This window comes from Salinicola sp. JS01, assembly GCF_030284585.1.
In the GTDB taxonomy this organism is placed as follows: Bacteria; Pseudomonadota; Gammaproteobacteria; order Pseudomonadales; family Halomonadaceae; genus Salinicola.
The window spans coordinates 1,031,402-1,050,431 of sequence record NZ_CP127244.1; the positions used below are offsets into that span (position 1 = coordinate 1,031,402).

Genomic DNA, 19,030 nt, shown 5'->3' on the forward strand with positions numbered 1-19,030 from the left:
GCCTGCTGCCTGCGTTCGAGGGGCTCGATAGAGATTCGGGCGCATGCGTCAGGCGAGCGACACAGAAAAACGGGCCCGTGCCATTGGCACGGGCCCGTTGCTATGGGCAAGGCTGAATCCAGAAAGGCCGGCTTGGATAAGCGTAACCGCGGCTCGGTCTGGAGGTGACAGCGAGCCGGCAGCGGGGCTGCCGGCGCGCGCCTCAGGAGGCCTTGTAGAGCTTGTCCAGCGCAGCGTTGAGGGTCTGGCTCGGGCGCATGGCCTGGCTCGCCAGTTCGCGGCTGGGGTTGTAGTAGCCCTTGATGTCGACCGGACGCCCCTGGACCGCATTGAGCTCGTCGACGATGGTCTTCTCGCTCTCTTCCAGGGTCCTGGCGATCTCGGCGAACAGCGACTGCAGCTCGGCGTCTTCGCTCTGGGCGGCGAGCTGCTTGGCCCAGTAGAGCGCCAGATAGAAGTGGCTGCCACGGTTGTCGAGCTCGCCGACCTTGCGCTTGGGCGACTTGTCGGCGTCGAGGAACTCTCCGTTGGCCTTGTCCAGGGTCGCGGAGAGCACCTTGGCGCGGGCGTTGTCGAAGGTGTTGCCGAGATGCTCGAGCGACGCCGCCAGGGCCAGGAACTCGCCCAGCGAATCCCAGCGCAGGTGGTTCTCTTCGAGGAACTGCTGCACGTGCTTGGGCGCGGAACCGCCGGCGCCGGTCTCGAACAGGCCGCCGCCGTTCATCAGCGGGACCACCGAGAGCATCTTGGCGCTGGTGCCCAGCTCCATGATCGGGAACAGGTCGGTGAGGTAGTCGCGCAGCACGTTACCGGTGACGGAGATGGTGTCTTCGCCCTTGCGGATGCGTTCCAGCGAGACTTTCATCGCCTCGACCGGGCTGAGGATACGGATATCCAGACCGCTGGTGTCGTGCTCCTTGAGGTAGGTCTCGACCTTCTCGATCAGGCGTGCGTCATGGGCGCGGTTGGCGTCGAGCCAGAAGATCGCCGGGGTGTCGCTGGCCCGCGCGCGGGTGACCGCGAGCTTGACCCAGTCCTTGATCGGCGCGTCCTTGGCCTGGCACATGCGCCAGATGTCGCCGGTCTCGACGTCGTGGCTGAACAGGGTATGGCCGTGCTCGTCGGTGACCACCACGGTACCGTCGGCGGGGATTTGGAAGGTCTTGTCGTGGGAGCCGTACTCCTCGGCCTTCTGCGCCATCAGGCCCACGTTGGGCACGCTGCCCATGGTGGTCGGATCGAAGGCGCCGTGCTGCTTGCAGTCCTCGATCACGGTCTGGTAGATGGTGGCGTAGCAGCGGTCCGGGATCACCGCCTTGGCGTCGTGCAGTGCGTCATCGGTGCCCCACATCTTGCCCGAGTCGCGGATCATCGCCGGCATCGAGGCGTCGATGATCACATCGGAGGGTACGTGCAGGTTGGTGATGCCCTTGTGCGAGTTGACCATCGCCAGCGACGGGCGTTCCTGGTAGAGCGCGTCGATGTCGGCCTTGATCGCGTCCTGCTGCTCGCTCGGCAGCTTCTCGATCGCGCTGTAGAGGTCGCCGATGCCGCTGTTGGGGTTGAAGCCGGCCAGCTTGAGGGCGTCGGCGTGCTTCTCCAGCGCTTCCTTGTAGAATTCCTCGACCACGATGCCGAACATGATCGGGTCGGAGACCTTCATCATGGTCGCCTTGAGGTGCAGCGAGAAGAGCACGCCGCGTTTCTTGGCGTCCTTGATCTCGCTGTCGATGAAGTTGCGCAGCTGGCGGCTGCTCATGACCGCGGCGTCGACCACTTCGCCGGCCTGGACCGCGAGGCCTTCCTTGAGCACCTGGCTGCTGCCATCCTTCTGCTTGAGCTCGATCTTGAGCTTGCCGGCCGTCTCGATGATCGCCGACTGCTCGCTGCCGTAGAAGTCACCGTCGCTCATGTGGGCGACGTGGGACTGCGAGTCACTGCTCCACTCGCCCATGCGGTGCGGGTACTTGCGGGCGTAGTTCTTGACCGACTTGGGTGCGCGACGGTCCGAGTTGCCTTCGCGCAGCACCGGGTTGACCGCGCTGCCCTTGGCCTTGTCGTAGGCTGCCTTGATCGCTTTCTCTTCGTCGTTCTTGGGCTCTTCCGGGTAGTCCGGCAGCGGGTAGCCCTGGCTCTTCAGCTCCTTGATGGTGGCCTTGAGCTGCGGGCCGGAGGCGCTGATGTTGGGCAGCTTGATGATGTTGGCTTCCGGCGTCTTGGCCAGCTGACCCAGCTCGGCCAGGTCGTCGCTGACGCGCTGGTCGTCGTCGAGCAGGTCGGGGAACTGCGCCAGCACGCGGCCGGCAAGCGAGATGTCGCGGGTCTCGACGGTGATGCCGGCGGTGCCGGTGAAGGCCTCGATGATCGGCAGCAGAGAGTAGGTGGCCAGTGCCGGCGCTTCGTCGGTCAGGGTATAGATGATCTTCGGCGTATTGGACATGTCTGTTCGTTAACCTCTCTTCTTGGCGATGGCACGTGGGCGATGCACGTTGGCAATGGCACGGGGTGTCGAGCGCGGGCAAAGGCGCCGGCTACGCTGCGATCCAAAGCCCGTCGAGGCACCCGGCATCGCGATACGGACGATGCCACGCGCGCAAAATCGGCGGCCCTGGCTGTCGATGGGCGCCCCTGGATGACGAGTAGGGCGCGCGCAGGAGTTGTCGACAACCTGGCGGATCGGGGGAGAGTATAACAGCGCCCGGTGACGGACGCATTCACACGGGCGGGGCCTGCGGCTGGTGGCAGCCAGGCCAGCCCGCGCTGCCTCAGTGCGGCAGGGTGACGATTTCGATCCAGTTGGCCTTGTTGCCGGCCGGCGCGTCGCTGGCATGGGTCAATTCACCGCTGGCGGCATCCACTCGATAGAGCGCGAGATGGTCGCTGCGCTCGCCGGCCACCACCAGGAACTCGCCCTGGGGGTCGATCTCGAAGCCGCGCGGCTGAGCCACCGTGGGCTGGTTGGTGACGAAGGTCAGGCTGCCGCTCTCGGGATCGGCGCGCAGCGTGCTCAGGGTGCTGGTGGTGCGCTCGGAGAGATAGAGGTGGCGGCCATCCGGGCTGATATGCAGATCCGCGGCCCAGATGCGCGGGGTGTCGTCGCCCTCCGGGATCTCTTCACGCGGCATGCCGCGGGCCAGCTCGCTCTCCGGCGGCAGGCCGGTGCACACGTCGAGCCGGTTCAAGGTGCCGCTGTCGGCATCCAGAGCGAAGGTGGTGACGCTGGCATCGAACTCACCGAGCACGTAGACGAAGCGACCACAGGGTGAGAACACGAAGTGGCGCGGGCCGACGTTGGCGTCGGTGGCAGCGGCTTCCGGCGTGTTCGGGGTCAGCTGGCCATCGAAGCGGAACTGCGCCAGGCGGTCGTCGCCGAGATTGGTGGCGAGCACATGGCGATCGTCCGGGGTGGCGAGAATGGCGTGAGCGCGGCTGCCGGTGGGACAGGTCTGGCTGGCGTCGCCGGCCACGCCGTCGGCGCCGATCGGGCTGACGCTGACCACGCTGTCGCCGTAGGAGGCGGCGAGCAGATGGCGCCCGCTGCGGTCGGTGGCGATATACGCCATGCTGCCGTCGAGGCGACCGCTGCCCAGCGGCGTGAGCGCACCGTCATCCTCGATGCGGTAGCTCAGCACGCGCAGCGGCTGGCTGCGAATGGCGGCATACATGAAGCGGCGGTCCGGGCTGAGCGCCAGTGGCATCACGTTTTCCGCAGCCGGCGTGGTGGCGAACGGCTCTAGCCGGCCGTGTTCGCGGTGCAGGCGATAGCTGCCGATGGTGCCGTCGCCGGCGTTGGCTACGTAGACGACGGTGTCGAAATCGGGTGACGACATGCGCGCTCCTCGGATGGGTGAAAGGGAAAGCAAAAGGGTTCTTGTTTTAGCATCGCGCATGCCCGACGTCGATTGGCGACTCGGCGGGGGCGAGGCGTTCACGCCCCTTCCTGCTTCAGGCGGCTGCGCAGCAGCTCGAGGATGGCACGCTCGTCGGGGCTGGTCAGCGTCTCCTCCTGTTCTATCTCGGTCTCCACCAGCTGGCGGAAGTGCGACAGCGTGCGCCCGTCGAGATAGCTTTCCACCACCCGCGGGTCGATATAGCTCGCCTTGGCGATGCTGGGGGTGTTGCCGAGGCGCTCGGCCACCCGCGTCACCGCCTCGCGCACGTTCTTCTCGCTGCTCTGGTCATCCTCGCCCAGGCCCAGCTCGTCGAGCGCCAGCGCGGCGATCGAGGTGCCTGCCCAGGTGCGAAAATCCTTGGCGCTGAAGCGCTCGCCCATCACCTCGTGGATATAGTCGTTGAGGTCGTGGCTGTCGACGCGGGTCTTGTTACCGGCATCGTCGAAGTACTTGAAGATCTCGTAGCCGGGGATGTCATCGAGCTCGGCGACGATCGCCGCCAGGCGCGCGTCTTCGACCACCCGGTGCTGCTGCTGACCGCTCTTGCCCTGGTAGTCGAAGATGAGTTCATCCCCGTCGATGGTGAGGTGTTTCGAGCGCATGGTGGTGAGCCCGTAGGAGTCGTTCTCTTGGCGGTAGCGCTCGCTGCCGGGGCGAAAATAAGCGCTGTCGATCAGGCGTACCATGCACGCCAGCACCTTCTCCCGGGGCATGCCGTCGAGGGTCAGATGTTGCCCGGTGACCCTGCGCATGCGGGTCAGGCGGCCGGCGAACTCGACCATGCGGTCGAACTTCTCGAGTTCGCGCTGCTCGCGCCAGGCGTCGTTGTAGACGTACTGTTTGCGACCGGCACTGTCGCGGCCGGTGGCGTGGATGCGATGGCGCTTGTCGAGGAATACCTCCACCTCGCGCCAGGCTGGCGGGATGGCGAGCCCGGCGATCCACTCGCGCCAGCGCTCGTCCTTGAGGGTGGTGCCGTCGGGGGTGCGATAGGTGAAGCCTTTGCCGCAGCGATGGCGTGTGACGCGCCGCGGGGTCGAAGAGGGCATGGCAAGCTCCTTTTGCCGATGAAGAGAGCGCAGGGCAGGGCGGCTAGCGCCGACTTCCTGTCGATGACTCCGCCGCACTGCTTTCAGGATAGTCGGCGTCGGCGCGGCCGCGAGGCTCCCCTGCGCGGTGCCTTCAGTCCGGCACGCTACGTCTAACGCGCTTCGTCTGGATGTCTCGGCTACCCTAAGAGCCAACGGTCGTCCATGGCGCGGCTGGCCGCAGACCGGCTGGCAGCCCGACCCCTGGGAATGGCGATAGCGAGGAGTAGCCGCGCATGATGGGACGTTTTCAATGGATCTGGCGACGCCTCCAGCGCTCGCTGTGGTATCGCGCCTCGCTCTACTCGCTGGCGGGGGTGGTGACCGCCCTGGTCGCCTGGTTGCTGACGCCGTGGCTGACGCTGCCCGAGGTCTTCACCATCGGCGCCAAGGCGGTAGACAGCATTCTCGACATCATCGCCTCGAGCATGCTCGCGGTGACCACTTTCTCGCTCAGCGCCATGGTCACCGCCTACGGCTCGGCGACCAGTAATGTCAGCCCGCGGGCGACCCTGCTGCTGATCGAGGATCGGATCACCCAGAATACCCTGGCCACCTTCATCGGTGCCTTTCTGTTCAGTCTGGTGGGGATCGTCGCGCTGGCAGCGGGCGTCTACGATGCCGATGGGCGCACGCTGCTGTTCGCCGCCACCCTGGTGGTGATCGTGCTGGTGGTCTATCAGCTGATCAAGTGGGCCGGCTATCTCACCCGGCTGGGCCGCGTGCGCGACACCATCGGCAAGGTCGAGCGGGCCGCCAGCGCTGCCCTTCAGGCGCGGATCGACAACCCCTATCTGGGCGGCGAGGCGATGCCCGCCAGCCTGCCCTCTGGGCTTTGTGAGGTACGCGCGCAGCAGGTGGGCTACGTGCAGCATATCGACACCGCGCGTCTCGGCACGCTGGCCGAGGACGCGGACGCGGCGATTTACGTGCAGGTGCTGCCGGGCAGCTTCGTCGACCGCGAACGCGTGCTGGCCGCCAGCCCCGACCTCGACGAGACGCGCGCGGACGCGATCCGGGCGGCCTTCACCATCGGGCCGTCGCGGCATTTCGACCAGGACCCGCGCTTTGGCCTGATCGTGATGGCCGAGGTCGCCTCGCGCGCGCTCTCACCAGGCATCAACGACTCCGGTACGGCGATCGACGCGATCGGCTGTACGGTGCGCGTGCTGACGCCCTGGGTCGAGCATGCCAAGGGCGGGGTCGACGAACCCGCGCCGCCGATTCGCCATGTCTATGTCGAGGCGCTGTCGAGTCAGGATCTGTTCGATGACTTCTTCACCCCGGTGGGGCGGGATGGTGCCGGCAGCGTGGAGGTCGGCATTCGCCTGCAGAAGGCATTGCGCGCGTTGGCCGCGGCGGGGGATGCCCGCATAGAGGGACTGGCGCGTGAGCATAGGCAGCGGCTGGTGGCGCGCTGCGAGCAGGCCATGCCGCTGGAGGCGGATCGCGCGCGGGTGCGCGCACTGCTGTAGCCGGGTGCTCTTCCCTGATGGCTGACCCGCGGCTGGGCGCGCGCAGACGATATCGACCGCGGTGGGTGGAGGGCGCCCGCCGCGGCCGTGGCAGTTCAGGTATGTCCTGGCTCAGGCATGTCCTGGCTCAGATAGGTTCTGACTCAGGCATTTCCTGGCTCAGGTAGGGGCTAGTTGAGACCGAGCAGCCCCCGCATGGTCGACAGATCCTCCGCCAGCACATTGACCGGGCCAGTCAGCGCGCGGCGGTCGGCGTCGCTGACCTTGTCGTAGGAGACGAAGCCCTTCTTGGGATCCTGCGGATCGACGCGGTATTTGGCCAGGATTGCCTCGACGTCATCGAAGTTGCCCTGAACGCGCTTGACGAAGCCGGCATCCTCCTTGGCGGCCAGCGGCTTGAACAGCTCGAAGATCTCCTGGGCGCCGTTCACGTTGGCCTGGAAGTCCCACAGGTCGGTGCGGCTGTAGCGATCCTCCTCGCCGGAGACCTTGGTCGCCGCGACCTCTTCCATCAGCGCGGCGGCGCCACCCACCACGGTCGAGGGCGGGAAGGTGAGTCCTTGCACACGCTGGTCGAGATCGTCGACATCGTGCATCAACTTCTTGGCGAAGGGGGCGAGCCCCTGGGTGCTATCGCTCTGGAAGAGGCCGTATTCGAGACGGTGGAAACCGGTGAAGTCGGGATCCTTGACGCCGTGCTCGTAGTCATCTTCACGCGCGTCGATGCTGGCATCCAGATCGGCGAACAGCTCGGCGATCGGCTCGATACGCTCGTAGTAGACGCGGGTGGGGGCGTACAACGCCTTGGCCTTGTCCAGGTCGCCCTGCTCGATCGCTTGGGTGAACTCGCGGGTGTGGTCGACCAGTTGTTCCAGATTGTCGAGCACATAGAGCTTGTACTCGGCGATCGGGCCGACCAGCGCATCGGCAGGGACGGCGGCCTGAGCGGGGGCGTTGAGCGCCATCAGCGCCAGGGCGCTGACGCTGATCCAGCGGGAGAATGGTTGCATGGTGAGGCTCCTTTCGATGATCCGTGGTGACGATATGTCGAACACTGCCTGGTATTGGACACTGCCTGGTGTTGGACACTGCCAGGTGTCGCAAACTACCTGGGGCAGCGTCGGGTCGGTGCCATGTCGCTAGTCTTCTGGTCCTGGTCTGGGCCCGTCTTTGCGGGCCTTATCTTTACGGGCCTTGTCTTTACGGGCCTTGTCTTCATGGGGCTGGTCTGTGAGCGCGCGAGCTCCTTCAGGCAGTGGCTGCCATCAGCCCGCGCCCCAGGTAGTCCTTGTCATCCCGCGCGCCGGGTAGCACGAAGAAGTAGCCACCGCCGACCGGCTTGATGTACTCCTCCAGCGGTTCGCCATCCAGGCGCTTCTGCACCGTGATGAAGCCCGCTTTCAGATCCGCCTGGAAGCAGATGAACAGCAGGCCCATGTCGAGCTGGCCGTTGGGCTCGACGCCGTTGGAGTAGTTGAACGGGCGGCGCAGGATGCGGTTCTTCTCGGTGGCCGGGGTGCGCGGGTTGGCCAGGCGGATATGCGAATCGAGCGGGGTGATCTTGCCTTCGGGGTCGCTGGCGTAGTCCGGCACGTCCTGCTCGACCCCACCGGAGAGCGGTGCACCGCTCATCTTCTCGCGGCCGAAGATCGCCTCCTGCTCGCCCAGCGGGGTGCGGTCCCAGCGCTCCACGTAGTTACGGATGATGCGCGCCGCCATGTAGCTGCCGCCGACCGCCCAGTCGGGTTCGTCGCGCTGTGCGTCGACCCAGATCAGTTCGTCCATCAGCGCCTGATCCTGGGCGCTGGGGTTGGCGGTACCGTCGCGGAAGCCGAGAAAGTTACGCGCGCTGCCGTCGATGTCCCCCGGCGAGGGCGGCAGCAGCGGCACGCTGCCCTCCTGCTTCCAGCGCACCAGCAGGCTACCCGGGGTGTTCTTGATGATGTCGCGCAGCGCGTGATAGGCGGTATCCAGAGTGTTGGCGCAGATCTGCAATGCCAGGTCGCCGTGGCAGCGCGCGGCGTCGAGGGCGTCATTGGGGAATTCCTGCATGCGCTCGAGATGCCGCGGACGTGCGGTGGAGAGGCCGAAGCGCTCGTCGAACAGCGAGGCGCCCAGTGCCAGCGTCACGCTCAGGCCGTCCGGGGGAATGCGCGGCCCGAGGATGCCGGAGTCCGGCGGCGGGAAGCGCGGATCGCGCTGGGGATAGGCGCCGCCCTGGGTCAGAAAGGCGATACGCGTGGTCAGCGTGCGCAGCAGTGCATCCAGCCCTTCGCGGTCGCGCGCCAGCACGTCGAAGGAGACCAGCATGCCGCTGGCCTGGCGTGGCGTGGTCACGCCCTGCTGATGCGCGCCATGGAAGGGGTAGGCAAGTTCGGCGTCCTGGGTCAGCGGGGCGCTGGTGACTTCGGCACTGCGCGCGGTATGGCCGGCGGTGTCTGTGCTGGCGGGAGCGGCCAGCGTCTGGCCGGGGCAGAGTCCGGCGAGCCCCAGGCCGAGCCCGGTGGCGCCGGCGCCGCGCAGAAAGCCGCGGCGGTCCAGGCGGGTGTCACTATCGGTAGAGAATCCAAAAGGGCAGCGGGAAGAAGACGTGTCACTCATGGCTGTTTGACCCTATACGGTAACGATTGACGATGAACTCATCCGCTCAGGGCGAGCGCGTGATTGATCGCTGCCAGCGCCTTGGCCAGCGCCTCGCTGTCTGCGAGCAGACGCTGCGCGGTGGCCTCTGGCAGCGCACCGGCGGCGAGCAGCGCCTGGGGCGCATCGGAGGCCGCTGACTCCGCCGTGGATGGGCTGCCATCGGCGCTTGGCGGCGTGGCCTCGGCCAGCGCTTGCTGCAGCGCGGCCAGGGCCTGGTCGAGCTGGTTTTGGCTCGACGGTGCCTGACTGGCTAGCAGCGGATCGATCAGCGACACGATCTTGGCGCTGCCTTCGCTGAGGCCGATCAGGTCATTGAGTGCCAGCGGTGTCAGCTCGTCGTCGACTGCGCGGTCGTGCCAGTTCTGCAGCGCGCGGGCGCTGCCGTTGGCCAGCTGTGCCGCTGGTATCGACGCCTGGGCGAGGCGCTGGGAGAGAGTGTCTAGATCCGCCACCAGCCGTTTGGCCACCGGCGCTAGCTCGGCGGTGGTATCCGCAGTTGTGGTATCGGCGCCGAACAGTGCCTGGGCCAGCCGCGGAAAGCCGCCGAAATCCGGATCCTGCTCGCGCCCGGCGTAGTAGTCGGCGGGAGCGTTGAGGCGCTGGTCGAGGTCGCCGAACAGGCCGATCGGCATCGCCAGACGCTGGTCGATACGGCGGGCCTGGAGATAGGCCACGCGTGCTGCCGACAGATCGCCTTTCTCGATCGCCTGCTCGAGAGCCTTGCTGGTGCGCTCGAGCTTGCGCATCTGCAGTGTGGTGTAGACGCGCAGCTCGGCCAGCGCGCCGACGAAGTCGTGCGCCGCCAGCGCCCGGGCCGGCTCGGCATCGCCGCTCGCTGTCACCCGCAGCTCGCCGTGGGGATTGCTCAGCAGTCCGCAGGTCATGGCGTAGTCGCCGGGTGCCAGGTCGACGCGCAGCGGCTGGCGCAGCCCGGGGGCGATGTTCTCGCGCTCGGCCAGCACCATGACGCCATCGATCACCTCCCACTCGATGGCGCGATCCGAGTGGTTGACGATGGTGAAGGTGCGCTCGCCGGCCGGCACCTCGACCCGAGCCGGCTGGCAGCCCTTGGCGCTGATCGTGATCAGCGTGCCGTCGTCGCTGCCGCTCTCGACGGCGCGCAGCGACAGCGCGAACACCCCAAGGGCGATCAGCATGAGCACAAAGGAGGCCACCAGGCCCAGGCGCAGCAGGCGCGGCGAGGGGGCGTGGGGGGCGGGGCTCGGCGTGGCGTGGGGTGCGTTCATCCTTGGCTCCCCGCGGTGGCCACGCTGTGCGTCTGGCGCCGCGGGCGCAGCAGCCACAGAGCGATCAGCAGATAGCCCAGGTAGACGGCGACCTCACTCAGGGTGGGCGCAGGCTGATAGCCGAAGATTCCAGCGAACAGCGACCCCAGCGGGGTATCCAGCGGCAGCACGTTGCTGAGGTCGAACACCACCTGCTGGGCGTGGTTCCACAGCCCGGCCTCGTGCAGTGCGCGCACCGAGCCGGCAAGCAGCCCGGCGGCGACCAACAGAATGAACACGCCGGTGACACGGAAGAAGTGGCCCAGCGGCAAGCGCAGGCTGCCGCGGTAGATCGCCAGGCCGGCGATCACCGCCACGGCGATGCCCAGCAGCGCGCCCAATGGGGCGGCGCTGCTGGTGCTCTGCTGAAACACCGCCAGCAGGAAGAAGATCGACTCCAGCCCTTCACGCGCCACCGCCAGGAAGACCATGCCGATCAGTGCCCAGGTGTGGCTGCCGCCGCGGAAGGCCTGATCGAGCGCCGACGTCAGCTCGCGCTTCATGCCGGCGGCGGCGCGGCGCATCCACAGTACCATCCAGGTCAGCATGCCCACCGCGAGCAGTCCGACCACGGCCTCGAAAAACTCTTGCTGACGCTGGGGGAATTCGGCACTGGCGAACTGCAGGCCTGCGCCCACCAGCAGGGCCAGCGCTACGGCGAGGAAGATGCCGATCCAAACGGCGGGCATCCAGGCCTGGCGCTGGGTCTGATGCAGATAGGTAGCAATGATACCGACGACCAGCGCGGCCTCGAGGCCTTCACGCAGCATGATGAGAAAAGGGATGAGCATGAGTCGAACCTGACGCGGGAGAAGAGGATGAATGGTAAGAGAGAAACACTTCGTTGCGCGAATGATACTTGTTTTCAAATCTACTAGGTAACAATTTGTTTCCGGTTTCGCAAGTGCGGTTGGGGTGGAGGCGGTGAATGTCGGACTCCGGGGAGCCTTCGACAGGGCCTTGATAGCGCCCGCCAGAGAGCCCGTGAGAGAGCCCGTGAGAGCGAAGCGAATGGCGTGATCGGGAGCCCGAGAGCGACCTCGGTATCGCTCATGGCGCAGAAAATGTTCCAGAAGCGACACTTTTCGTCTCATTGACGGTTATGCTGTCGCAGACAGGTAAAAAAGCATGCGTCGCGTTGTCACACGATTTAGAGTCGATTCAAGGCCGAAAAACGATCCAGGAAGTGCAAAGATACGGCCAGCTGCAGCATCTCCTCAGGGCTACCGCCGAGCCAGGCAGACGGCGCGATGCGCCTGCAGGAGCGACCGACGCCAGGGACGCGCGATAAGAATAACCACCTGACACTGTGATGGAGTGACCTGACATGGCGATTTCCTCTCCCGTTTCCCGCGAGCGGGATCTGGGGGTATCCGAACCCCAGACCCTCGGCTTCCTGTTGCTGGACAACTTTACCCTGATCTCCCTGGCGTCGGCGATCGAACCCCTGCGCATGGCCAATCAGCTGGCCGGCCGCGAGCTCTACCGCTGGTACATCATTACCCTTGACGGCGCCCCCGTGCGTGCCAGCGACGGCATGCAGGTGACCCCCGATGCCAGCACCCAGGCCCCCCTGAATCTCGACTGGCTGGTGGTGTGTGGCGGCGTGGCGCCGCAGCGCGCGGTATCGCCGGCGCTGCTGAACTGGCTGCAGAGTCGCGGGCGCTCGCTGCGACGCGTCGGCTCGGTATGTACCGGCAGCTGGGCGCTGGCCCAGGCCGGCCTGCTGGATGGCTACGAAGCGAGCATCCACTGGGAGTGTCTGGCTGCAATGCAGGAGGCATACCCGCGCACCGCCTGGAGCACGCGCCTGTTCTCGATCGACCGCGACCGCTTCACCGCCTCCGGCGGCACTGCGCCGCTGGACATGATGCTCAACCTGATCGGGCGCGATCATGGCCGCGAGCTGTCGGCGGCGATCTCGGAGATGTTCATCTGCGAGCGCGTGCGCGGCGAAGAGGATCAGCAGCGGGTACCGCTCAAGCATGTACTCGGCACCACCCAGCCCAAGCTGCTGGAGATCGTGGCGCTGATGGAAGCCAATATCGAGGAGCCGATCGAGCTCGATGAGCTGGCCAGCTATGTCGATGTCTCGCGTCGCCAGCTCGAGCGCCTGTTCCAGCGCCATCTGCACTGTTCGCCGTCGCGCTACTATCTCAAGCTGCGCCTGACGCGGGCACGCCAGTTGCTCAAGCAGACCCCGCTGCCGATCATCGAGATCGCCTCCGCCTGTGGCTTCGTCTCCACGCCGCATTTCTCCAAGTGCTACCGCGAGTACTTCGGTACGCCGCCGCGGGAGGATCGCGGCGAGTCGGTGAAGATCCGGCGTCTGGAGCCGATCCTGCGCCAGCCCACGCCGGAAGAGGATGCGCTGATGCAGTTCAGCAGCGCCAGCGTCGCGCTCAATCACGCCCGCGGTGAGCCTACCTACGCCAGCGTCACGCTGAACTAGCGCCGAGGCTCTCGGCATGGGGTAAAGATCGCGGCGGCAGTGTTCTCACTGCCGCCGCGTTGTTTTTGACTCCCATCGATTGCCTGCCCTGGCGCCTGTCCGTGCTGCTCAACGCAGCAGCAGGATCAACGCAGCAGCAGGATCACTGCGGCAAAGCTCGCCACCCCGGCCACCACCGGCAGCCCCAGCGAACGGGTGCGCCGCCATACCAGCAGGGTCGCCAGCAGGCCTAACCCGGTGGCGTACCAGCCGCTGCTGTCCAGGGTCCTGGGCACCAGCGACACCCCGAGCACCGCGGCGATCATCATTGGCCCGAGCACGCCCAGCCACGCCGGCATCGACTCCGTCCCCGCGCGCTCGCGGGAGTGGCGCAGGCGGCGCTGCATCCAGAGTAGCGGTAGCAGCCGAATGAGGTAGGTGCCGAGGGCGCCGGCGAGCAGAGCGATCCAGAGTTCGATACTCATCGCTGACCTCCCGGCAGGCGTGGTGCCCGCAGCGTGAAGAAGCAGAGGCCGCCGAGGGCCGCCGCCAGGGGGATACCGACGTTGGCCAGGCCGCCCAGGGTGAACGCCAGGGCCGCGATGATGCACACGCACAGTGCCAGCGCCCAGCGCGGCGAAGTGAAGCGCGGTGCCACTAGAACCAGAAACAGCGCCGGCAGGGCGAAGGGCATTACCTCGCCGAGCAGCGGCCACTGTGTCATCAGCCACTCTCCGGCGAGGGCGCCGAGCAGCGAGCCGGCGATCCAGCTCAGCCAGGCGAGCAGCGCCGCGCCGCAGAACCAGCCGACCCGCTGGCGTTCGGCGAGCTGGGGCAGGCGGGCGAGGGCCAGGGCGAAGACCTGGTCGGTCAAGCCATGCATCAGCCACGGCCACCACCGGCTCGGCGGTAGCCAGGGGGCGAGGTTGGGTGCATAGACGACGTGGCGCAGGTTGATCAGCAGGGTCATGGCGACCGCCAGCCACAGCGGTGCACCGCCGGCGACCATGCCCACGAACACGAACTGCGAGGCGCCGGCGTAGATCAGCCCCGAGATCGCCAGCGTCTCCAGGCTGCTGAAGCCGGCCTGGGTGGCGACCAGCCCGAACGAGACGGCGACCGGGATATAGCCACTCAGCAGCGGCAGCGAGTCGCGCACGCCCCCCAGCCAGGCAGGGGCGGCGGGGGCGAGGTCGTGATCAGACATGGGCGACCGGCTCCGGGAGATAGACGATGGTGACCAGCAGCGCGGCACCGCTGTCGCCGCTGAGATAGGCGTGAGGACGATCGCTTGCGAAGGTGTAGAGCTCGCCGACGTCGAGCTGGCGGCTCTCTTCCGGCGGCCCCACCGTCAGGCTGCCCTCGATTAGCTGCACCGTCTCACGGGTGCCGGCGGTATGTGCCTCGGCTTCGCGCCGGTGGCACGGGGCGAGGCGCATCAGGTAGGCATCCACCGGCACGCCGCTGCGGCTCTGCATGATCAACTGCACGCTGGCCCCGGCGTCATCGATCGCGGCGGCGAGCGGGGCGACCAGGGTGCCGAAGGGCACGCCGAGCTGGCGTGCCAGCCGCCACAGGGTATCGAGGGTGGGATTGCCGTCGCCCTGTTCCAGCCGCGACAGGTTCGACTTGGCGACCTTGGCCTCGGCGGCCAGCTGCGACAGCGACAGCCCGCGCGCCTGGCGCAGTGTCTGCAGATGCTGGCCGAGGGTGTGGCGTGAGGCGGAATCCATGGCGGCGGGCTCCTGAGAGGCATTATGAGGTTACGAGGTTTCGGTGCCGTGATGACCTGACGCCGTGGTGCTGAGAACAGTCGCGGCATGTCGCGATTGGAATCGCGTTGCGGACCACTGTTCTATTAAAAGAACGTTCTACAAAAGGAACAGGGACGCGTCAAGCGCGCTGCGCCCGCAGCTGTCAGACATGGAAGCTGGAAAACGCGACAGCGAGTCGCGAAATCGGGGCGTGAGCGGCCTCGGGAACCCTGCGGCGGGGCGTCGTGGAGAGAACGCTGGGCGTGACGCAATCGGAACACTCGGATTCGCTTTCGGTCGGCGAGCGGGCAGGGCGCAGGGATATGCTGCGCGGAACAGTCGCTCTCGCCGCTTCATCATCGTGATGCCAAACCGGGAGCGCGCAACCGAGGAGGATTTCCGCATGTCGACGTCATCCGTGCACGACGATGCCATCATCATCGACGGCCTGATCATTGCCAAATGGGACCGCGCCCTGTTCGAGGACATGCGCAAGGGCGGCCTGACCGCGGCCAACTGCACGGTGTCGGTGTGGGAGGATTTCGAAGCCACCGTCGATAACATCGTGGCCGTCAACCAGCTGATGCGCGACAACGCCGAGCTGGTGCGCCCGGTGCATACCACCCGCGACATCACCCGGGCCAAGGAAGAGGGCAAGACCGGCATCATCCTCGGGTTCCAGAACGCCTACGCCTTCGAGGACAAGCTGGGCTACATCGAGATCTTCAAGAAGCTCGGCGTGGGCATCACCCAGCTCTGCTACAACACCCAGAACCTGGTCGGTACCGGCTGCTACGAGCGCGACGGCGGGCTCTCCGGCTACGGCCGAGAAGTGATCGCCGAGATGAACCGGGTCGGCATGATGTGCGATCTCTCCCACGTCGGCTCGAAGACCTCCGAGGAGATCATTCTCGAATCGAGCAAGCCGGTCTGCTACTCCCACTGCCTGCCCAGCGGGCTCAAGGAGCATCCGCGCAACAAGTCCGACGCGGAGCTCAAGTTCATCGCCGACCACGGCGGCTTCGTCGGCGTGACCATGTTCACGCCTTTCCTCAAGGCGGGCGTCAACGCCACCGTCGAGGATTACGTCGAGGCGATCGTCTACATCATGAACATCGTCGGCGAGGATGCCATCGGTATCGGTACCGACTTCACCCAGGGCCAGGACGAAGCCTTCTTCGAGTGGCTGACCCACGACAAGGGCTACGCCCGCCGCCTGACCCGTTTCGGCGAGATCATCAATCCCAAGGGCATCCGCACCATCGGCGAGTTCCCCAACCTGACCCAGGCGCTGCTGGACCACGGCCTCTCCGAGCCGGTGGTGCGCAAGATCATGGGGGAGAACTGGGTGCGGACGTTGAAAGACGTCTGGGGCGAGTAAACCACCGAGCCTATTGCGCTCGCGGGCGCGTTGTTGCGCATCGGGTCGCCATGCTCATGAACGAACACGTTCACTCCGCTGGCTCCCCAATCCGCGCCTAGCGCCCGCTTCGCTCGTGACGACTCCTGGAACGCGATAGAGGCGTCGGCTGGAATAGCCGCCAAAGACCCGGCTGGAAGCGCCGCCCAAGAACAACTTCAGAGGTAACCGACATGACCCAGATGGCTCCCGAACTGCCGATCAACGTCGATAGCGACACCGGTGTCTGGACCACCGATGCGCTGCCGATGCTCTACGTGCCGCGCCATTTCTTCATCAACAACCACGTCGCCATCGAAGAGGCGCTGGGGGCCGAGGCCTACGCCAAGATTCTCTACGACGCCGGCTATAAGTCCGCCTGGCACTGGTGCGAGAAGGAAGCCGAGCTGCACGGACTCGAGGGCGTGGCGGTCTTCGAACACTACATGAAGCGCCTGTCGCAGCGCGGCTGGGGGCTGTTCATCACCGAGGCGATCGACCTCGACGCCGGCACCGCCAAGGTGCGCCTGGAGCACTCCTGCTTCGTCTATCAACTGGGCAAGACCGGCAAGAAGGAAGAGTACATGTTCACCGGCTGGTTCGCCGGCGCCATGGACCAGATCCTCGAGGCCCGCGGCAGCAGCCTGCGCACTCGTGCCGAGCAGACCCAGAGCGGGGCCGAGGCGGGCTGCGAAGTTGGCTACTTCGAAGTGGCGCCGCGCTGACGGCGGCGCCGACACGCCCCGCGACAGCGACCCATAATTCAAGCAATTCCGTGTACTGAAGAACTCGTGGTTGCCGCACCTGACCCAGGGGCAGTGCGAGTTCGAGGAGATGACCGGCCATGGCCCATGAAGCGCTATTCAAGCCGATTCAAATCGGCAAGCTGACGATCCGCAACCGTGTGGTCAGTACCGCCCACGCCGAGGTCTATGCCACCGACGGTGGTATGACCACCGATCGCTACGTCAAGTACTACGAAGAGAAGTCGAAAGGCGGCTGTGGGCTATGTATCTGCGGGGGCTCCTCGCCGGTCTCCATCGACAGCCCGCAGCAGTGGTGGAGCTCGGTCAACGTCTCCACCGATCGCATCATTCCGCACTTCCAGAATCTTGCCGATGCCGTGCACAAGCATGGCGGCAAGATCATGATCCAGATCACGCACATGGGACGGCGTTCGCGCTGGGACGGGCACAACTGGTCAACCCTGGTCTCTCCGTCGGGTCTGCGTGAGCCGGTTCACCGCGCCACCTGCAAGACCATCGAAGAGGAAGAGATCTGGCGCATCATCGGTGATTTCGCCCAGGGCGCACGCCGGGTCAAGGAGGGCGGACTCGACGGCTGCGAACTCTCCGCGGTCCACCAGCACCTGATCGACCAGTTCTGGAGCCCGCGCGTCAACAAGCGTACCGACCAGTGGGGCGGCAGCTTCGAGAATCGCATGCGCTTCGGCATGGAAGTGCTCAAGGCGGTGCGTGCCGAAGTCGGTGACGATTTCTGTGTCGGCATGCGCATCTGCGGCGACGAGTTCCATCCCGATGGTCTCTCCCACGACGATATGAAGCAGATCGCCGCCTACTACGATGCCACCGGCATGGTCGACTTCTTCGGCGTGATCGGCTCCGGCTGCGATACCCACGACACCCTGGCCAACGTCATTCCCAACATGTCCTATCCGCCGGAACCGTTTCTGCACCTGGCGGCGGGCATCAAGGAAGTGGTCTCGGTCCCGGTCATCCACGCCCAGAACATCAAGGATCCGACCCAGGCCGAGCGTATCCTTGAGGGCGGCTACGTCGACCTGGTGGGGATGACCCGGGCGCACATCGCCGACCCGCACATCATCGCCAAGATCAAGAACGGCCAGACCGACCAGATCCGTCAGTGTGTGGGCGCCAACTACTGCATCGACCGCCAGTACCAGGGCCTCGACGTGCTGTGTATCCAGAACGCAGCGACCTCGCGCGAGTACATGGGCCTGCCGCACATCATCGAGAAAACCAGCGGACCCAAACGCAAGGTAGTGGTGGTCGGCGGTGGCCCCGGCGGCATGGAGGCGGCCCGCGTCAGCGCCGAGCGCGGCCACGACGTGACCCTGATCGAAGCCCAGTCCCAGCTCGGCGGCCAGATCACCCTCGCCGCCCGCGCGCCGCAGCGCGATCAGATCGCCGGTATCACCCGCTGGTACGAGATGGAGCTTGCGCGCCTCGGCGTCGATATCCAGCTCGACACCCGCGCCGACGATTCGATGGTGCGCGACCTGCAGCCCGATCTGGTGGTGCTGGCCAACGGCGGTCATCCGTTCCTCGAACAGGTGCCCGAGTGGGGCTACTCGGAAAATCCCGAGGAGAGCCTGGCGGTCAGCAGCTGGGACATCCTCAGCGGCAAGGTCGAGCCGGGCAAGAACGTGCTGGTCTACGACACCATGTGCGAGTTCAGCGGCATGTCCACCGCCGACTACCTCGCCAGCAAGGGCGCTACGGTGGAGATCGTCACCGACGACACCAAGCCCGGTGTGGCGATCGGTGGCACCACCTTCCCGACCTACTACCGCAGCCTCTATCAGCAGTCGGTGGTGATGACCGGTGACCTGGGACTGCACAAGGTCTACCGCGAAGGTGACAAGCTGGTGGCGCTGTTCGAGAACGAGTACACCGGCGAGCACGAGGAGCGGGTGGTCGATCAGGTGGTGATCGAGAACGGCGTGCGTCCGGACGAGTCGCTCTACTACGCGCTCAAGTCGCGTTCGCGCAACCACGGCCAGACCGATGTCGAGGCGCTGTATGCGATCGCGCCCCAGCCGACCCTGGCCGAGAGCGGCGAGTTCGCGCTGTTCCGGATCGGTGACTGCGTGGCGCAGCGCAATACGCATGCGGCGATCTACGATGCCTTGCGGCTGTGCATGCACTTTTAGTGCAAAGCGATTGCGCTCGCTCAGGCATTGTTGAAGTCCGGCTCGCCATGCTCATGGACAAACACGTCCACTCCGCTGGCTCGCCGTCCTTCGCCGCGCCTGAGCGTCGCTCATGACGCTTTCTCTAGCCTGGTGACAGGGCGCTAC

Annotated in this window: 15 protein-coding genes; 5 read left to right on the forward strand and 10 right to left on the reverse strand. The window is 66.0% G+C overall.

Going from position 1 to position 19,030, the window contains the following annotated elements; genetic code table 11:
- Positions 1 to 202: 202 nt before the first annotated feature.
- The 3 genes from QO259_RS04675 to QO259_RS04685 form a co-directional block, all read right to left on the reverse strand.
- Positions 203 to 2,440, reverse strand: coding sequence for an NADP-dependent isocitrate dehydrogenase (locus QO259_RS04675; protein WP_285951994.1), 2,238 nt, complete (start codon positions 2,438 to 2,440; stop codon positions 203 to 205).
- 325 nt (positions 2,441 to 2,765) lie between these two features.
- Positions 2,766 to 3,830: a lactonase family protein gene (locus QO259_RS04680; protein ID WP_285951995.1), complete on the reverse strand. Its 1,065-nt coding sequence runs from the start codon at positions 3,828 to 3,830 to the stop codon at positions 2,766 to 2,768.
- A 98-nt stretch (positions 3,831 to 3,928) separates the two neighbouring features.
- Entirely contained in the window at positions 3,929 to 4,942 is a 1,014-nt protein-coding gene (locus tag QO259_RS04685) for a DNA topoisomerase IB (RefSeq protein ID WP_207034996.1), read from the reverse strand.
- Positions 4,943 to 5,217: 275 nt separating this feature from the next.
- Here QO259_RS04685 and QO259_RS04690 point away from each other — a divergent pair, with 275 nt between their 5' ends.
- Positions 5,218 to 6,456, forward strand: coding sequence for a DUF2254 domain-containing protein (locus tag QO259_RS04690; protein ID WP_285951996.1), 1,239 nt, complete (start codon positions 5,218 to 5,220; stop codon positions 6,454 to 6,456).
- Positions 6,457 to 6,626: 170 nt separating this feature from the next.
- Here QO259_RS04690 and efeO read toward each other — a convergent pair whose 3' ends face one another.
- The 4 genes from efeO to efeU form a co-directional block, all read right to left on the reverse strand.
- Entirely contained in the window at positions 6,627 to 7,466 is an 840-nt protein-coding gene (gene efeO / locus QO259_RS04695) for an iron uptake system protein EfeO (RefSeq protein ID WP_285951997.1), read from the reverse strand.
- Between the two features lie 238 nt (positions 7,467 to 7,704).
- Entirely contained in the window at positions 7,705 to 9,057 is a 1,353-nt protein-coding gene (gene efeB / locus QO259_RS04700; RefSeq protein WP_285951998.1) for an iron uptake transporter deferrochelatase/peroxidase subunit, read from the reverse strand.
- A gap of 38 nt (positions 9,058 to 9,095) precedes the next feature.
- Positions 9,096 to 10,346: a cupredoxin domain-containing protein gene (locus QO259_RS04705; protein ID WP_285951999.1), complete on the reverse strand. Its 1,251-nt coding sequence runs from the start codon at positions 10,344 to 10,346 to the stop codon at positions 9,096 to 9,098.
- Positions 10,343 to 11,176, reverse strand: a complete 834-nt coding sequence (efeU, locus tag QO259_RS04710; protein ID WP_285952000.1) for an iron uptake transporter permease EfeU — start codon at positions 11,174 to 11,176, stop codon at positions 10,343 to 10,345. Before efeU ends, QO259_RS04705 begins: the two co-directional genes overlap by 4 nt.
- A gap of 536 nt (positions 11,177 to 11,712) precedes the next feature.
- On the opposite strand from efeU, the gene gbdR reads away from it, so the two are divergent.
- Positions 11,713 to 12,837 (forward strand): choline metabolism transcriptional regulator GbdR, encoded by a 1,125-nt coding sequence (gbdR, locus tag QO259_RS04715; RefSeq protein ID WP_051896112.1) that lies wholly within the window; start codon positions 11,713 to 11,715, stop codon positions 12,835 to 12,837.
- A 125-nt stretch (positions 12,838 to 12,962) separates the two neighbouring features.
- On the opposite strand, the gene QO259_RS04720 is transcribed toward gbdR, so the two are convergent.
- Genes QO259_RS04720 through QO259_RS04730 form a run of 3 tightly spaced genes read right to left on the reverse strand, consistent with a single transcriptional unit; the run spans position 12,963 to position 14,549 of the window.
- A complete protein-coding gene (locus QO259_RS04720; RefSeq protein ID WP_285952001.1) occupies positions 12,963 to 13,301 on the reverse strand; it encodes an AzlD domain-containing protein in 339 nt (112 codons plus the stop codon).
- Positions 13,298 to 14,023, reverse strand: coding sequence for an AzlC family ABC transporter permease (locus QO259_RS04725; RefSeq protein WP_285952002.1), 726 nt, complete (start codon positions 14,021 to 14,023; stop codon positions 13,298 to 13,300). Before QO259_RS04725 ends, QO259_RS04720 begins: the two co-directional genes overlap by 4 nt.
- Positions 14,016 to 14,549 carry a helix-turn-helix domain-containing protein gene (locus QO259_RS04730; RefSeq protein ID WP_285952003.1) on the reverse strand — a complete coding sequence of 178 codons (534 nt, stop codon included), beginning with the start codon at positions 14,547 to 14,549 and terminating at the stop codon, positions 14,016 to 14,018. Before QO259_RS04730 ends, QO259_RS04725 begins: the two co-directional genes overlap by 8 nt.
- A gap of 424 nt (positions 14,550 to 14,973) precedes the next feature.
- On the opposite strand from QO259_RS04730, the gene QO259_RS04735 reads away from it, so the two are divergent.
- From QO259_RS04735 to dgcA, 3 genes are all read left to right on the forward strand, one after another.
- A complete protein-coding gene (locus QO259_RS04735; RefSeq protein ID WP_207034977.1) occupies positions 14,974 to 15,951 on the forward strand; it encodes a dipeptidase in 978 nt (325 codons plus the stop codon).
- 212 nt (positions 15,952 to 16,163) lie between these two features.
- A complete protein-coding gene (locus QO259_RS04740) occupies positions 16,164 to 16,694 on the forward strand; it encodes a DUF5943 domain-containing protein (RefSeq protein WP_285952004.1) in 531 nt (176 codons plus the stop codon).
- A gap of 119 nt (positions 16,695 to 16,813) precedes the next feature.
- Complete coding sequence (gene dgcA, locus QO259_RS04745; RefSeq protein ID WP_285952005.1) at positions 16,814 to 18,883, forward strand: dimethylglycine demethylation protein DgcA; 2,070 nt, start codon at positions 16,814 to 16,816, stop codon at positions 18,881 to 18,883.
- The last annotated feature ends 147 nt before the right edge of the window (positions 18,884 to 19,030 follow it).

Excerpts from the sequence above, each read along its gene's own strand:
- efeO (WP_285951997.1), bottom strand. The coding sequence starts at position 7,466 with ATGCAACCATTCTCCCGCTGGATCAGCGTCAGCGCCCTGGCGCTGATG.
- QO259_RS04730 (WP_285952003.1), bottom strand. The coding sequence starts at position 14,549 with ATGGATTCCGCCTCACGCCACACCCTCGGCCAGCATCTGCAGACACTG.
- gbdR (WP_051896112.1), top strand. The coding sequence starts at position 11,713 with ATGGCGATTTCCTCTCCCGTTTCCCGCGAGCGGGATCTGGGGGTATCC.
- efeB (WP_285951998.1), bottom strand. The coding sequence starts at position 9,057 with ATGAGTGACACGTCTTCTTCCCGCTGCCCTTTTGGATTCTCTACCGAT.
- dgcA (WP_285952005.1), top strand. The coding sequence starts at position 16,814 with ATGGCCCATGAAGCGCTATTCAAGCCGATTCAAATCGGCAAGCTGACG.
- QO259_RS04680 (WP_285951995.1), bottom strand. The coding sequence starts at position 3,830 with ATGTCGTCACCCGATTTCGACACCGTCGTCTACGTAGCCAACGCCGGC.
- QO259_RS04725 (WP_285952002.1), bottom strand. The coding sequence starts at position 14,023 with ATGTCTGATCACGACCTCGCCCCCGCCGCCCCTGCCTGGCTGGGGGGC.
- QO259_RS04720 (WP_285952001.1), bottom strand. The coding sequence starts at position 13,301 with ATGAGTATCGAACTCTGGATCGCTCTGCTCGCCGGCGCCCTCGGCACC.
- QO259_RS04690 (WP_285951996.1), top strand. The coding sequence starts at position 5,218 with ATGATGGGACGTTTTCAATGGATCTGGCGACGCCTCCAGCGCTCGCTG.
- QO259_RS04735 (WP_207034977.1), top strand. The coding sequence starts at position 14,974 with ATGTCGACGTCATCCGTGCACGACGATGCCATCATCATCGACGGCCTG.
- efeU (WP_285952000.1), bottom strand. The coding sequence starts at position 11,176 with ATGCTCATCCCTTTTCTCATCATGCTGCGTGAAGGCCTCGAGGCCGCG.
- QO259_RS04705 (WP_285951999.1), bottom strand. The coding sequence starts at position 10,346 with ATGAACGCACCCCACGCCACGCCGAGCCCCGCCCCCCACGCCCCCTCG.
- QO259_RS04685 (WP_207034996.1), bottom strand. The coding sequence starts at position 4,942 with ATGCCCTCTTCGACCCCGCGGCGCGTCACACGCCATCGCTGCGGCAAA.
- QO259_RS04675 (WP_285951994.1), bottom strand. The coding sequence starts at position 2,440 with ATGTCCAATACGCCGAAGATCATCTATACCCTGACCGACGAAGCGCCG.
- QO259_RS04740 (WP_285952004.1), top strand. The coding sequence starts at position 16,164 with ATGACCCAGATGGCTCCCGAACTGCCGATCAACGTCGATAGCGACACC.